The organism is Burkholderia catarinensis (assembly GCF_001883705.2).
GTDB lineage: Bacteria > Pseudomonadota > Gammaproteobacteria > Burkholderiales > Burkholderiaceae > Burkholderia > Burkholderia catarinensis.
Window position 1 is genome coordinate 44,729 of record NZ_MDEQ02000026.1, and the last position, 14,304, is coordinate 59,032.

Genomic DNA, 14,304 nt, shown 5'->3' on the forward strand with positions numbered 1-14,304 from the left:
GGCTGCGGCGGGTAGTTGCCGTCGCAGCGCCACGCAATGGCGTCGCAGGCTGAATGCTTGCGGCGCCATTTTTTATGCGGCGTCTCCGCCCGGCTCGCGGCGGATCACCAGCTCGTTGAAGCCGGTGCCCGCGTCGGGCTCGCGCGAGAAGCGATGCGCGGGCAGCAGCGCGAGCAAGATCTCGGCGGTCGTGCGCACCACGCAGCCGCTCGCCACATGGCCGCCCGTCACGCGGCCGTCTGCATCCGAGACGGACATATGCAGGTGCGCGCCGTCCGGCGATACCGAGCCGGCCAGCGTCAGGATCTCGAGGTCGCCGCGCAGTTCGGTCGGCAGGTCCGCGCCGGCGAAACGCAGCTGCGCGACGCTCAGGCTGCCGATGCCCTGGATCACGAAGGCCGCGTGCGATTCGTGCTGACGCAATGCGTGCTCGATGGAGCCGCGCAGATCGTCGCCGGGGGATAGACGCAGAGGGTGGGCTTGCATGGTCGTGATCCTGTTCAGGGCCGGGATTTCGACAAAGGGTAGTTTTGTGCCGGCAATCCGGCAAGCCCGCCGGTCGATCGGCCGGTCAGAGATCGAGCCGCAGGCACTCGAATTCGACCGCACCGGCGGCACTGCAGGCACTGCATCGACTAGGCACGCGCAGGCGATTGGTCTAGTCTGCACGGTATTCTGCGGCGCGAGCCGCCAACCCGATCCCTGTCCGATGACTGCCATTCCGAACCGACGATCCCGCCTGCGCGGCGGCCTGCTGGGCCTGCTGATCGGCGACGCGCTAGGCGTGCCGTACGAATTCCACGACGCTGCGTCGATCCCGCCGCCCGCCGCGATCGACATGACGCCGCCGCCCGGCTTTGCGCGCGCACACGACGGCGTGCCGCCGGGCACCTGGAGCGACGACGGCGCGCAGGCGCTCGCGCTGCTCGATGCGCTGTCGGACGACCGCGACCTGAATCTCGACACGTTCGCCCGCAACCTGCAGGACTGGTTTCATCGCGGCGCCTTCACACCGGACGGCCGTGTGTTCGACGTCGGCCTGCAGACGCAACGTGCGTTCCACGCGCTGGCAGCCGGCGCGGCGCCAGCCGTTGCCGGCCCCGGTAGCGAACGCGACAACGGCAACGGTTCGTTGATGCGCTGCTTTCCGGTGGTGATGGTCGCCGCATCGCACGACGAAGCGATCCGGCTCGCGTGCAAGCAGAGCGTCGTCACGCACGGCCACGTGCGCTCGCAGCTGTGCTGTGCGCTCTATGGACTGACGGCATTGGGCATCGTCGAAGGCCAGCCGGCGCCCGACGCGGTGCGCGCAGCCGAAGACGAACTGCTGGCGCGCTACGCGGGCACGGCCGACGAGATCGAACTGAAGATCGTGCTCGACGGCCGCTTCGATGCGCCGCAAGGGTCCGGTTACGTGGTCGACAGCTTCTGGTCGTCGATCCATTGCCTGCTGTCGACGGTCTGCTACGAAGACTGCGTGAAGCGCGCGATCGCGCTCGGCAACGACACGGATACGACGGCGGCAATCGCCGGCAGCCTCGCCGGCGCACTGTACGGCGAGCACGCGTTGCCCGCCCGGTGGGTCGCGGCGCTACGCGGGAAAGAACAGGTCGAGGGCTGGCTCGCGAAACCGTGAGTGCATCGCGTCATCGCTGGCCAACCCTTGAATCGAACGCGGCGGGTCGAACCCGGCCGCCCCGAACAACCGCATCACCCTGAGAGGAGCATCGCATGCTGCGCGCAATCAATCCCCCCGGCGCCGGGATTCCCGGCATTTCGCAGGCAATACTCGTGGAAGGCGGCCAACCGCTGTATTTGTCCGGGCATGTTCCGTTCGACGCCAAAGGCGCCGTGGTCGGCGCCGATCACGCGGCGCAACTCGACCAGGTGTTCCGCAACATTGCCGAAACGCTGCGCGCCGCCTGTGTCGGCTTCGAGTCCGTCGCGCGACTGACGATCTACGTCCGCGACTTCGATCCGAGCCTGTTGCCGCAGATTCGCGAGGTGCGAGACCGATGGGTCAATACCGCCTGCCCGCCCGCAAGCGCGCTCGTCGGCGTGGCTTCGTTGTTCCGCCCCGACGTGCTGGTTGAAGTGGACGCGTTCGCGATCGTTCCTGCTGCGAAGTAATCCGACTCCGCTGCGTCACGCGCGACGATCGCTCGCCAGCAGCCCGTACAGCGCGCTGTCCGACACTTCGCCGCCGACGATCCAGCGCTCGCGCAGCAGCCCTTCCCGCGCGAAACCCAGCCGTTCGAGCAGCCGCGCCGACGCCTCGTTGCGCGGATCGATATCGGCCTCGATCCGGTTCAGCCGCAGCGTGCCGAATGCATGGTCGATCACGGCCGACGCGGCTTCGTGCATGTATCCGCCGCCCCAGTACTTGCGCCGCAGGCTGAAGCCGATCTCGGCACGCCGGCATTGCTCGTTCGCATGGAACAGCGCGCATTCGCCGAGCGCGTCGCCGGTTTCCCGCAGTTCGAGCACGCAGATCAGATCCTGCCCGCTCGCGGACGTCTTCAGATTGCGCGCGACCCGCTCCATTGCCTGTTCGATGTGCGTCATCGGCGCAAACGAGAAATAGCGCATCGCTTGCGCATCCGACCAGATTTCGAAGAAAGCCTGCGTGTCGGCTTCGCGAAGCGGTCGCAGGACGAGACGGGAGGTGTTCAGCGTGACGGGTTCGAACAGGGGCATGGCGACGGCCTGACGAAAGCGGGATCGTGAATTAGAACACGCAAGTCATGGTTCAACAATTGCGCGCGTTTGCGTCGCCCGATACGAAACAACCGAATCGCCCCAAAACAAAAAGGTTCTTCATGGATTTCCGTCTTTCAAAGGAAGGACGGCCGTTCGCGCGGTCACATGATTCGGTCACGAGCTCTCCGCTAACGTGAGCATTGACGGCATCACGCAGGCCCTCATTCCTGGGCGGCGATCAGCGCGCGACCGCGCTCATAGCTGCGATTCGATCGGCAGCAGGCCCAGGAACCAGATGCTTGTACGCCGCATGAAAGAAACATGTGGCTCCGAGTCAAGCTCAGTCACCGTTCCGTTCTCGGCGGTGTCGACCCAGACGATCCGGCTCTTGCCATTCGCATCCGTGCGTTGCTCAACTCGCCAGGCAATCGCGTCCAAGTGCGGCTTGACGTCATCGATCACCTGGCCGGCAATCGCCGGACTGTCGCACAGCACGCCAATCTCCGTGTTGAGGTTGCGTGAGCGAGGGTCGAGATTCATCGAGCCAATGAAAACGCTTTGTCGGTCGAACACATACGTTTTCGCATGTAACGAGGCCTTTGAAGAACCGAAAATCTTTCGTTGTGCTTTGACGTGCGTCGAGCCAACCGGCTTCAGCTCATAGAGGTGCACGCCCGCCTTGAGGAGCGCTTCGCGGTAGTGTTGATATCCGGCATTGACCGCGACAACATCGGTTGCCGCCAGCGAGTTGGTCAACACCGTCACGCGTACCCCGTGAGCAGTCAAATCGCTTATCCAGGCAACACCCGCTTTCCCCGGTACGAAATAGGGCGAGATAATGAGCATCTCGTGTGTGGGCTTGAGGTTCAGGGCCGCGAACCGCGTCATGAGGTGACCCTTCGGGTCGTTCGGGTCGCGTGTGACCTTGGACGGGTCGTCGTACAGGAGCGTGGCCTGTCCCCATGAAAAGTCGGCGTCACCCGCTTCCAGTATCTTGTCCAGCCGCTCTCTGGCTTGCAAGACGTAGGGCGAGTCATGCTCCGCTTTGACGTATTCGTCCAGTTTCGTGCGGTAGTCGGACAACCCGGACGGATCCGCCGGATGTCCCGTCAACTGTTCGATCGAATAGGTCGATTCTGAATTCCAGAACTTGTCGAAGGCGCCGGAGACATTCCGGACAATCGGACCGTGCACCAGAACATCCAGATCCCCCATGGCGACCTCCCTCGAGGCGCCGAAGTATTCGTCGCCGATATTGCGCCCGCCAAGAATGGCGGCTTCGTTGTCCGCAATCATCGCCTTGTTGTGCATGCGCCGATCGACCCGCGAGAATTCCAGAAGCGATCCGAGTGACTTGAAGCGGCGGCTCGCGACCGGGTTGAATAGCCGTATCTTCAGGTTCGGGTGCGAGCTGAGTGCGAGCAACACCTGGTCGTCTGCGTTCGTGCCCAGGTCGTCGAGCAGAACACGAACGCGTACTCCCCGGTCTGCGGCTTTGAGCAACGCTGCCGCCAGTTCGCGACCCGTCAGGTCGTCGTGCCAGATGTAGTACTGCAGGTCGAGCGAGCGGTCGGCCGTTTCGGCCAGCACGATGCGCGCCACGATCGCGTCGACGGGGTCCTGCAGCAGGTGAAACGCGCTGTTGTCCGGATGGCTCTGCTCGTCTTGCGCGAAGATCGCGCTGAGACGTGTGGATTCAGTGTCTGGAAGCGAGAAAGTCTGCGGCGGGATGGTCTGCGGCGGCAGACTGGCGCACGCGGCCAGCACGAAAACAAGCACGCTTGCGACGAGACTCCGAAGCCATTTCATGTCCATACTCCGTCGAGACGTCGAACGAGATCAGGCTAACGCCGTGGTGCAGCATGCCGCTACGCAGAACCTTGTTCCTTCCGTTGCTGAAGCGTCGGCATCACTCCTTGTCCCGCAACCGAAGCAGCCCCATCAGAACCTCGTCGCGATAGGTTGCGAGCTCCTGCAGCGAGCGCGATTGCACCTCCTCATGTACGCCCTTGATGATGGTCGCACGCACCTCCGGAGTGAGTTCCGGCGTTCCGAGCACATGCCACCACGCCGTCAGCGGACCGGTGAACTGTTCGAAGAAATGCTCGATACCGCCCTGGCCGCCGCCGAGGTGATACAGAAGACTCGGCCCCATGATTCCCCAACGCAAGCCAGGGCCCCACGAGACGGCGGCATCGGCGTCGCCAACGCTGACGACACCCTCTGCGATGAGATGCACGACTTCACGAAAGAGGGCCGCCTGAAGGCGATTGGCGACGTGGCCCGGAACCTCCTTGTGCAACCGAATCGTCCGCTTTCCGAGGCCGCGATAAAACGCGCCGACGCGTTGAATGGTGTCTTCCGAGGTTTTAGCGCCGCCTACAATCTCGACGAGCGGAATCAGGTGCGGCGGGTTGAACGGGTGGCCGATCACGCATCGTTCGGGATGGTTCGGGCAGGCGGATTGAATCTCGCTCATCGTCAGGCCCGACGAACTCGATGCGATGATCACCTCCGGCGCCAGCGCCTCATCGAGACGACGATAGAGATCCTTCTTGAAGTCGATCCGCTCGGGGCCGTTTTCCTGAATCAGATCGCTGCCGGCGACGGCTGCATCGAGGTTGTCCGAGAATTGAAGCTTCGAAGGCAATGCGCCCGGCGCGAGACCCAGTTGCTCCAGCGCCGGCCAGGCGGCCGCGATGAAATCATCGAGCTTTTTCTTCGCGTCGGGGGCGATGTCGGTCGCGACGACGTCCAGACCCTTGGCAAGAAACAGCGCAGCCCAGCTCGCGCCGATGACTCCGGTTCCGATGATGGTGATGCGCTTGATTGGCTTGGTCATGGCAGTTGATCTCCGGCAAACTAAACGAACGCGCTGAAACCGCTGACCGCCTTGCCGACAATCAGCGAATTCATCTCGCGCGTGCCTTCATAGGAATAGAGCGCTTCCGAGTCCGCCATGAAGCGGGCGACGTTGTAGTCGAGCACGATGCCATTGCCGCCCAATACCTCGCGGGCCCAGCCGACCGTCTCGCGCATCCGGATCGTGCAGAACGCCTTCGCGAGCGAAGCGTGCTCGTCCTTGAGCTTGCCCTGGTCCTGCAATTGCGCGAGGCGCACGACCATGCATTGCGACGCGGTGATGTTGCCGAGCATCTTCGCGAGCAGGTCCTGGACCATCTGGAACGACGCGATCGGCTTGCCGAATTGCTCGCGGGTCTGCGCATATTTGAGCGCGTTCTCGTAGGCGCCCATGCTGCAGCCGACGGATTCCCATGCGACGTACTGGCGGGTCAGGCGCAGCACGCGGCCCGTGTCGCGGAAGCTCTGGTCGCCCTGCAAGCGGTTCTCTTCCGGCACGCGGCAGTTCTCGAGCGTGATGACGCCGTTTTGCACGACGCGCAGCGCAACCTTGCGCTCGATCTTCTCGACCGAAAATCCCGGCGTCGTCTTGTTTTCGACGACAAAGCCCTTCACCTGATTGTCGTCGACGTCGCGGGCCCAGATGATGGAGAGGTCACACCAGGGCGAATTGCCGATCCAGCGCTTCTGGCCGTTGAGCACCCAGGTATCGCCTTCGCGCTTTGCGGTCGTCAGGAGCCCGCCGCCGGCGCCGGAGCCGACGAGCGGCTCGGTCAGGCCAAAGCAGCCGACCTTCTCCAGGCGCGCCATCTGTGGCAGCCACCGCTGCTTCTGCTCTTCCGAGCCGCCCAGGTAGATCGAACCCATCGCGAGGCCGCTGTGTACGCCGTAGAACGTCGCGATCGACGCGTCGACGCGCGCGAGTTCCATCGCAATGAAGCCGTCGAGCAGCGTGCTGCCTCCCGGGCAGCCATAGCCGTCGAAACCGACGCCCACGATGTTCAGATCGCGAATGCCGGGAATCAGTTCGAACGGGAATCGGTCCTCGGCCCAGTATTGGTTGATGACGGGGGCCACCGTCCCTTCCATGAATCTTCGTACCTTCTTGAGGAGCGCCTGTTCGTCGTCGCTCAAGATCTGATGGATCATGTAGAAGTCGCTATCGGGCGCGGGCAGCGCGTGGGGGGGCTTGGTCTCTGACATGGCATGTCTCGCTCAGATCAATTAGGACGACGTCTTGGCAAGGTAGTCGTAGACGACTTCGGCCTTGCCGAGCGACAGGTCTGTCAGGATGTGGACCGCTGACAGCACCTCGAGCACGGGAAGCTTTGCGACGGGCGCGAAGCAGTGCGGATGCAGTTCGAGGGAAGCGGGCCCTGTCCATGCCCCCTTCACCGTCAGATCCTCGACGTGGTATTGGACGAGCTCGCAGACTCGCGCGGTGCCGTCGACATTGGGCAGGATCTTGAGCAAAAACCCGGGCACCTCGAGCGATTTTGCGACCGCGGCAAGATCGAGTTCGGCATACTTGTAGGCCATCGTCGCGGTTGCAACGCGCACGCCGTTATAGTCGAGGGTGCCGACGAACGCGTCATTGCGCACCTCGAGTTTCGGTTGCGCCAGCACCTTGGGGAAGCCCAGCAATTCGCGGCCGGACGCAATGCCCGCCTCGCTATCGAGGTACATCGCATGCGTGAACCCGCCAGCCAGGCCGTTGAACGTCACGGGAATCACCTGGCCGGATTCGGTATACGAGCCCAGCCCGCTCGAGTCGGGCATGTTGATGAATTCGTACTTGACGACCGGCTCGGTCGGCCTGAGCGGTGCCGGCACAACCCGTGCCAGCGCCTCCGGATCGGTGCGATAGGTGATGATCACGAATTCCCGATTGACGAAACGGAACGGCGGTTTGGGATAAGCGGGGCTCGTCAACGGCATCGCGTAGGCCGATGCACGCACTTCGTCTTCAGTCATGGAAGGCTCCCGGGATGCCGTGCGGCGTGGCGCACGCCGCACGGAGGTGGGTTCAGTCAATAGTCAACGAGACGGCCCGGCTTACGATGCCCCCTCGAAACGTGCGACCGCACCGCCCTCATTCAGGCGCGCGATCTCGGCATCGTCGAACCCCAACTCCTTCAGGATCTGCGTGCCGTGTTCGCCGAGTTGAGGCGCCGCCGTGGGCTTGACCTTCGGCGCCCCGAGCACCTGGATGGGGCTGCTGACGGTGCGGGTTTCCATCCCGCCCGGCAGTTCGAGCGGCACGACGATCCCGTTGGCCGACAGTTGCGGATCGTTGATGATCTCCTTGGCCACCTGGACGACACCGAAAATCACGCGGCCGGCATCGAGCACCTGCTTCCAGTACGCAAGCGGCTGGCTGGCGAACATCGGGTCGAGAATCTCGACGAGCTGCGCGGCGTTGGCGATGCGCTTGTCGTCGGTGAAGCGCGGATCGTCGAGCAGTTCAGGCTTGCCGATCGCCTTGCAGAAACCGGGCCAGTCCTTGCGCTGCGCGGCGACGAGCAGAATCCAGCGATTGTCGGAGGTCTGGTAAGGGTTGAGCAGCGCGTTGGGTGGCGACTTGCGATCGTGCTGAGCAAAGAAGTGCCCACCGTTCAAACCGCCTTCGACCCACGCTGCCGCTGCCCAAATGCCGTTGGCAATCAACGACGTCGACACATGGCTGCCCTTGCCGGTCGTGGCGCGCACATAGAGCGCCGTCACGATCGCCGCGTAAAGCGTCGTGGCCGTCGCGTGATCGCCGATGCCCGGAATCGGCAGCGTCGGCGGGCTGCCGGCGTCGTGCGTGACCTCCATCAGGCCCGAGCGCGCCCAATAGGCCGTGACGTCGAAGCCGGGCGTGTCGGCTTCCGGACCTTCGGAGCCGTATCCGGTGATGTCGGCATAGACGAGCCTCTCGTTCAGCGGCGAGAGCGCCTCGTAGGTGCAGCCGAGCGATGCCTTCACGCGCGGCGGAAAATTGACGACGACCACGTCGGCCCAGCGCACGAGCCGATGCAGCACCTCCTTTGCGTCCGCGGATTTCAGGTCGAGCGCGATGCTGCGCTTGTTGCGGTTCGTCAGTTGCCACGCGTAATTGACGTCGCTCGTCGGGTTCGGCGGCATCGCCGAGAAGTAGCGGTAGACGTCTCCTGTGCCCGGCGGTTCGACCTTGATCACGTCGGCGCCAAAGTCGGCGAGGATCGTCGTCGCGGCGGGGCCGGCAATGTAGCTCGCAAGGTCGAGCACCTTCAGACCGGAAAAAATGTGATTGCCAACTGTCATCGCGCGATCTCCTGAAGGTTGGCGCCGTCGGTCTCCCGGTTCAAACGCGGGTTGTGCGCCGGCAGAGACGGTGTGCGTATCGCAAGACCGATCGTCAGCGGCCTTTGAACTTCGGCGGTCGTTTTTCCAGGAAGGCTTTCGTGCCTTCGGCCTTGTCTTCGGTGGCGGCGCACAGGCCAAACAGCGCCGCTTCCAGGGCCAGCCCCTCTGCCAGCGAGCCGTCAAGGCCGCGATTCACCGCCGTGATCGCGTGGCCCACCGCGAGTGGCGCATTGGCGTCGATCTGCGCGAGGATCGCTTCGGCGCGACCGATGAGGTTGGCCGGCTCCACGATCTCGTTGACGAGGCCGATGCGCAGCGCATCATCGGCCGAGATCATCTCGCCGGTGAGGATGAGTTGAAGGGCCACGCCCTTGCCGACGAGGCGCGCGAGGCGCTGCGTGCCACCGAAGCCGGGAATGAGGCCAAGCTTGATCTCGGGTTGTCCGAACCTGGCGGCAGGACTCGCCAGGCGAATCGTGCAGGCCAGCGCGGTCTCGCATCCGCCGCCGAGCGCGAGACCGTTCACCGCTGCGATGACCGGCTTGCCGAGGTTCTCGACGAGATTGAGCAGGGCCTGTCCAGCGCGTGCCTGCTGCTCCGCCTCGACGGGCGTCGCGGCAGCCAGTTCGCTGATGTCCGCGCCCGCAATGAAGGCGCGGTCGCCTGAACCCGTGATGATGACGCCGCGCACATCGGGGTCGTCGCGGGCGCTTTCAAACGCCACCGTCAGCTCGCCGATGGCCTTGTGGTTCAGGGCGTTGAGGACTTTGGGACGGTTCAGCGTGACGAACGCGACCGCGTCTTTCCTTTCATAGACAATCGTTTCGAACGACTCCGAGGTAAATGTCTGTTTCATGAGTTGAACACTCCGCACGAAACTTACAAATCGCGCACGATACCTTCACGATCGTCAGGACAATTTCCGGCCACTCACCATGCACACATTCCCGCACCATCCTTGCCTCCAGTGATTTATAGAGGAGCGGTGGGAAAATTCCAAAGTTTCGTATTCCTGATGTACGGCTGCCACTCGCGCGGCGACGCGGCCAACGAACATTTCAGTACGCCTGATGCGGCCGGGCAGCGAGCGGCCGCTTGCAACTGACGCATGAGGACGGATCCGGCCCTTCTCCGACGTTCGCCCTGAAACGGTCGTTTGAGCGTCCGTCGATTCGCGCGGACGCGCGATCGGTGATGGCCGACAGCGGAAGAATGATCACGGCCGATCCCACCCACATCTCTGGATGCGCAGGTAGACGCGCGCTCGTTCGCTGGCGTTAATGCCAGTCGGTGAACGGCGCTCGAGTCTCATTCACGAATGACCTGGATACGTCCAGCTTTGAGCGCTGCTTTCAAAGCCGTCCAGTCCGCCTCATTTTGTTCCGCGTAAGCGAGCGCGAATCGCACGATCGCGTCGTCGAATTCGTCCGACTTACCCACATATCCGCTGAGCACCGCGGGATCGCCTGCTTTCGCCATCGAATGAGCCAGCGCATGTGCGCACGAAACCGCATATTCGCCGAGATCTTCAACATCGAAGGTGGCGAAGTCGAATGCGCCCTTCATGTCGCGCAACTGCCTAACATAAAAGTCGTTGCCCGTGTGGCGCATCTTCGACCACCCGAGAAAAATGTCGCTGGCCGACTGCAGCAGGCGCTGCCCGTTCACCACGCGCTGGCCATGATTCGGATAGCGGCTCCGCGGCAGATAGCTTTCCAGCACGGAAGCACGCGCTTCCTTGAGCTGCAGGAACAGCGGACACTGCCCGTCCGCCATGAACAACGCCTCGTAGCAGCGCGTCCCCACCGACCCGACACCCACGACGCGAATCGCGGCATCCACCAGTTCATAGCGATCGAACAGCGCGCGCCTGTCGTCAGGAAGCGTCAAACGATAGTCCGCGAAGAAGCGCCGCACCAGCGCGTCATACTGCTTCTGGTCGTGCGGGCTCTCCAGCGGCACGTGATACACGAGCGGCGGCGCATCCTTGATGCGGATCTTGCCGTTGACGAGCTCGGTCGCATGCATCATCACGGAACGCGACGACTGCTGCATGGCCTTCGTGATGACCGCCTGCTCCTTCTTCCTTTCGGTCAGCGAATCGGCAATCGCCAGCATGCTCGCCGACTTGAACTGGTAGTACCAGATGTCGAGCGTGTCCATGCGGCTGAAATCGGCGATCCGCTGCCGGAACGTCTCGCACAGCCGGCGCACCACACCGCGCTGGCCGGATGTCGCGAAGCCGCGTTCGCGCGCCGCAATCACGAACGACGCGGCCAGCCTGCGCAGATCCCAGTCGAACGGGCCCGGCAGCGTTTCGTCGAAATCGTTGGGCCCGAACAGCACGCACCGCTCCGGGCTTGCGAACAGCCCGAAATTCGCCAGATGCGCATCGCCGCCCAACTGCACGGTCACGTCGGAATGCGGCAGCTTCGACAGGTCATACGCCATCAGCGGCGCGGCGCCGCGATAGAACGCGAACGGATTCGCGACCATGCGCCCATAGCGAATGGGGATCAGCTCCGCCACGCGGCCCACGTTGGACGCGTCGAGCAGCGCGATCGGATCGCGATCGTCGATCGTGCATTTGGCCAGCTGCGCGCGCGGCATGGCCTTGCGCGCCGCCTTGCCCTGCTCGATACGCGCCGCCAGCGAGCCGCGCCCGGCAAACAGCGTGGACGGGTCTTGTTGCGCCGCCAGCGTCTGCGGATCGGTATGTTGCGAAGCGGCTTCGTTGCGCTTCGCGTCTGCGGATTCAGGCACGTGTCACTCCCGGTTCATTTATCGTCGAAGCGGCCTCGCTTCACTCCGCTTTGCCGGATTCCGGTTTGGCGCCCGACGGAGTGCCCGCGGTGGGCGGCGACAGATCGCGCAGTGCGTCGATCGCGGCATCGACCGTCGGAAAGATCTCGCGATGCGCGCCATGCGCGCGCAGCGCCTTGTACCGCTCGATCTCTTTCCGCACGCCCGTCGGCAGCGCGACCGCGGCGACGCCCACGCCGCGCTCGTCGAGCTCCGCGCCCAACTGGATCAGCGTCTTGCCTGCCGTGTAGTCGATGTTGTTGATCTCCGACGCGTCGATTACCAACCAGCGCAGCGGCGGGCTCGCCTCGTTGACGAGCTTGAGCACTTCCGCCGTGAAGCGGCCGGCGTTCGCATAGAACAGGTCCGCTTCGAACCGGTACACGACGATGCCGGGCGCCGCGAGCACGTTCGGTGCGACGGGATGCGCGATCCAGCGGCCAGAGGGAGCGCGCGCCAGCACACGTGTACGCAGGTGATAGCTGTTGCGCGCGTGCGCGATCAGCGACAGCACGATGGCCGCGACAATGCCGTGCATCACGTCGACGAACACCACCACGAACGCCGTGATCAACGCGACGACGAATTCGTCCCGCTGCATCCGGAAAAGTTCGCGCATGCCATTCACGTCGATCAGCTTCACACCGATCATGAAGACGATCGCCGAAAGCACGGCCGCCGGCAGCAGGCTGAGCGGCTTGGTGAGGAACAGCAGCACGATCAGCACGATGACGGCCGTCGTCAGATGGGCCGCCTGGCTGCGGCCACCCGCATCGTCGACCATCTCGGTCTTGGTCGGACTGCCGTTCACGACGAAGGTGCCCGTGAACGCGGCAGCTGCATTCGCGGCCGCGAGGCCGACGATGTCGGCATTGTCGTCGCCCTGCTCGTTATAGCGGTTCGCATACGCACGCGCCGTTGCCGCGCTCTGCGCGATGATCACGACGAAGCACGATGCGGCTGTCGCCAGCACCTGGTTGATCTCGTGCATGTGCAACGGCGGCAGGAACAGCGATGGAAGCCCGCCGGGCACTTCGCCCGTGACCCCAATGCCGTGCTCGGCGAAATTGAACACGGCGCTCAACACGATGGAACCGATCACGGCGATCAACGCCCCGGGTGCGCGCGGCGCCAGGAACTTGCAGCCGACGATCACCGCGAGCACGCTGATCGACAGTACCGTGGTCGGAACATTCGCATCGCCGACGCGCTGGAGCACGGACGCGATCTGCAGCAACGGGCCATGCCCCTGCTTCGCGAGCCCGATCAGCCCGGCCAGCTCGCCGGCGGCGACCTGCACGCCGACGCCCGTCAGGAAGCCGATCAGTGCGCTGCGCGACAGGAAGTCGGCGAGAAACCCCAGACGGAAGATGCGCGCAATCACGAGCATCACGGCAACTGTCAGCGCGACTGTGCTCGTCAGGCCGATATATTCCGGCGTGCCCAATGCCGCAACGGTCGTCAGCGTACCTGCCAGGATCGCGGCGGTCGCGGAATCGGCCGCAACCACGAGCTGGCGCGATGCGCCAAGGATCGCAAACGCGATCAGCGGCAGCAGGATCGTATAGAGGCCGGTGACGGTGGGCGTGCCGGAAATCTTCGTGTAGCCCATCACCTCGGGGATGCCGAGCGCCGCCAGCGTGATCCCGGCGATGATGTCGTGCGGCAGGTTCGACGGATTGATGGGTAACAGCCCCTTCAGAAAGGGCAGGCGATGCAGGGGGGACACTGTCGGAGCCGCTGGTTTCATGATGCTGCCTCCATCGGAATGGCTAGCTTGGTGACCAGCGCATTCGCGATGATCTCGTCCGCGACGACCACGTCGGTTGCCCCGGCGATTTCGAGCAGCCCCTTTCTCAGCGGATTCTCGCCGGGTACGGCAATCGCAAGCGACGCGTTCAGCGTATGGGCGAGCAACGTGATTGCCAGATTGTTGTTGCCGTCGGGCGTCGTCACGACCATCGCCTTGGCGCTGTCTAGCCGCGCATGCTTGAGCACGTCGTCGAACGCGCCGGGCGAGCCTTGCACGACCATGTGGCCGCGATCCGCCGCGCGGTCGGCCTGGAGCACGTCGCCAACGACGACGAGCACCGTCTCTCCCGCATCGCGCAATCGGTTGGCGACCAATTCGCCGAGCGAATGGAACCCGACCACCACGACGTGATCGGTGAGTTGTTCGAGCTTGCGTTCCATGACCCTGTTCTCCCGATAGACCATCACATCGTCACCCGACAGCATGCCGGTGAGCCTCGACACCGCAAAGCCGCCGATCAGCAGCGTTGCGAACATCGCCACCAGCATGAAAATCTTCTGAGGCTGATTGAATTCGGTAAAGGAGCCAATCGTCGTGACGAGATTCACGCCGTCCCAGAGGGCCGTAAACATTTTGTCGGGAAAGGAGGCGCTGGACCGATCGAGAAAGATCAACCCGGTAGCGGCGGCGACCAGCAGCAAGACGAGCAGACCGATCGTATGGCGCGCGCGGCGGCGCCATTCTCGTATCCGGATGACCCCGAGACGAGGCTCATCGACACGGAAGATCCACATGGTTACCTCGCGTTCTTGGTCTGATCGAGACAACAGCGAACCCAAAGCCAAGCCGATACGGTCCTC

General features: G+C 63.8%; 13 protein-coding genes. 2 read left to right on the forward strand and 11 right to left on the reverse strand.

Annotated elements, in window-relative coordinates:
• Positions 1–72 precede the first annotated feature (72 nt).
• Positions 73–486, reverse strand: coding sequence for a PPC domain-containing DNA-binding protein (locus BFF94_RS30465; protein WP_128844914.1), 414 nt, complete (start codon positions 484–486; stop codon positions 73–75).
• Between the two features lie 223 nt (positions 487–709).
• Here BFF94_RS30465 and BFF94_RS30470 point away from each other — a divergent pair, with 223 nt between their 5' ends.
• Positions 710–1,636 (forward strand): ADP-ribosylglycohydrolase family protein, encoded by a 927-nt coding sequence (locus tag BFF94_RS30470; RefSeq protein WP_128844936.1) that lies wholly within the window; start codon positions 710–712, stop codon positions 1,634–1,636.
• Positions 1,637–1,731: 95 nt separating this feature from the next.
• Positions 1,732–2,130 (forward strand): RidA family protein, encoded by a 399-nt coding sequence (locus tag BFF94_RS30475; RefSeq protein ID WP_128844912.1) that lies wholly within the window; start codon positions 1,732–1,734, stop codon positions 2,128–2,130.
• 15 nt (positions 2,131–2,145) lie between these two features.
• Here BFF94_RS30475 and BFF94_RS30480 read toward each other — a convergent pair whose 3' ends face one another.
• From BFF94_RS30480 to BFF94_RS30525, 10 genes are all read right to left on the reverse strand, one after another.
• Positions 2,146–2,697, reverse strand: coding sequence for a GNAT family N-acetyltransferase (locus BFF94_RS30480; RefSeq protein ID WP_128844910.1), 552 nt, complete (start codon positions 2,695–2,697; stop codon positions 2,146–2,148).
• A gap of 258 nt (positions 2,698–2,955) precedes the next feature.
• Positions 2,956–4,509 (reverse strand): phospholipase D family protein, encoded by a 1,554-nt coding sequence (locus tag BFF94_RS30485; RefSeq protein ID WP_128844908.1) that lies wholly within the window; start codon positions 4,507–4,509, stop codon positions 2,956–2,958.
• A 100-nt stretch (positions 4,510–4,609) separates the two neighbouring features.
• Positions 4,610–5,542, reverse strand: coding sequence for a 3-hydroxyacyl-CoA dehydrogenase NAD-binding domain-containing protein (locus tag BFF94_RS30490; RefSeq protein WP_128844906.1), 933 nt, complete (start codon positions 5,540–5,542; stop codon positions 4,610–4,612).
• Between the two features lie 20 nt (positions 5,543–5,562).
• Positions 5,563–6,765 (reverse strand): acyl-CoA dehydrogenase family protein, encoded by a 1,203-nt coding sequence (locus BFF94_RS30495; RefSeq protein WP_128844904.1) that lies wholly within the window; start codon positions 6,763–6,765, stop codon positions 5,563–5,565.
• Between the two features lie 21 nt (positions 6,766–6,786).
• Complete coding sequence (locus BFF94_RS30500) at positions 6,787–7,536, reverse strand: acetoacetate decarboxylase (RefSeq protein WP_128844934.1); 750 nt, start codon at positions 7,534–7,536, stop codon at positions 6,787–6,789.
• An 81-nt stretch (positions 7,537–7,617) separates the two neighbouring features.
• Positions 7,618–8,847, reverse strand: coding sequence for a CaiB/BaiF CoA transferase family protein (locus BFF94_RS30505; RefSeq protein ID WP_128844902.1), 1,230 nt, complete (start codon positions 8,845–8,847; stop codon positions 7,618–7,620).
• A gap of 94 nt (positions 8,848–8,941) precedes the next feature.
• A complete protein-coding gene (locus tag BFF94_RS30510; protein WP_128844900.1) occupies positions 8,942–9,745 on the reverse strand; it encodes an enoyl-CoA hydratase-related protein in 804 nt (267 codons plus the stop codon).
• 452 nt (positions 9,746–10,197) lie between these two features.
• Entirely contained in the window at positions 10,198–11,652 is a 1,455-nt protein-coding gene (locus BFF94_RS30515) for a DUF2252 domain-containing protein (RefSeq protein WP_128844898.1), read from the reverse strand.
• 40 nt (positions 11,653–11,692) lie between these two features.
• Positions 11,693–13,420 carry a SulP family inorganic anion transporter gene (locus tag BFF94_RS30520; RefSeq protein ID WP_246637459.1) on the reverse strand — a complete coding sequence of 576 codons (1,728 nt, stop codon included), beginning with the start codon at positions 13,418–13,420 and terminating at the stop codon, positions 11,693–11,695.
• A gap of 17 nt (positions 13,421–13,437) precedes the next feature.
• On the reverse strand, positions 13,438–14,238 hold the full coding sequence (locus tag BFF94_RS30525; protein WP_128844893.1) for a potassium channel family protein: 801 nt from the start codon (positions 14,236–14,238) through the stop codon (positions 13,438–13,440).
• Positions 14,239–14,304 lie beyond the last annotated feature (66 nt).

What these genes read in the sequence shown, in the direction of transcription:
- BFF94_RS30465 (WP_128844914.1), bottom strand. Translation starts at nt 486, where the DNA reads ATGCAAGCCCACCCTCTGCGTCTATCCCCCGGCGACGATCTGCGCGGC.
- BFF94_RS30470 (WP_128844936.1), top strand. Translation starts at nt 710, where the DNA reads ATGACTGCCATTCCGAACCGACGATCCCGCCTGCGCGGCGGCCTGCTG.
- BFF94_RS30475 (WP_128844912.1), top strand. Translation starts at nt 1,732, where the DNA reads ATGCTGCGCGCAATCAATCCCCCCGGCGCCGGGATTCCCGGCATTTCG.
- BFF94_RS30480 (WP_128844910.1), bottom strand. Translation starts at nt 2,697, where the DNA reads ATGCCCCTGTTCGAACCCGTCACGCTGAACACCTCCCGTCTCGTCCTG.
- BFF94_RS30485 (WP_128844908.1), bottom strand. Translation starts at nt 4,509, where the DNA reads ATGAAATGGCTTCGGAGTCTCGTCGCAAGCGTGCTTGTTTTCGTGCTG.
- BFF94_RS30490 (WP_128844906.1), bottom strand. Translation starts at nt 5,542, where the DNA reads ATGACCAAGCCAATCAAGCGCATCACCATCATCGGAACCGGAGTCATC.
- BFF94_RS30495 (WP_128844904.1), bottom strand. Translation starts at nt 6,765, where the DNA reads ATGTCAGAGACCAAGCCCCCCCACGCGCTGCCCGCGCCCGATAGCGAC.
- BFF94_RS30500 (WP_128844934.1), bottom strand. Translation starts at nt 7,536, where the DNA reads ATGACTGAAGACGAAGTGCGTGCATCGGCCTACGCGATGCCGTTGACG.
- BFF94_RS30505 (WP_128844902.1), bottom strand. Translation starts at nt 8,847, where the DNA reads ATGACAGTTGGCAATCACATTTTTTCCGGTCTGAAGGTGCTCGACCTT.
- BFF94_RS30510 (WP_128844900.1), bottom strand. Translation starts at nt 9,745, where the DNA reads ATGAAACAGACATTTACCTCGGAGTCGTTCGAAACGATTGTCTATGAA.
- BFF94_RS30525 (WP_128844893.1), bottom strand. Translation starts at nt 14,238, where the DNA reads ATGTGGATCTTCCGTGTCGATGAGCCTCGTCTCGGGGTCATCCGGATA.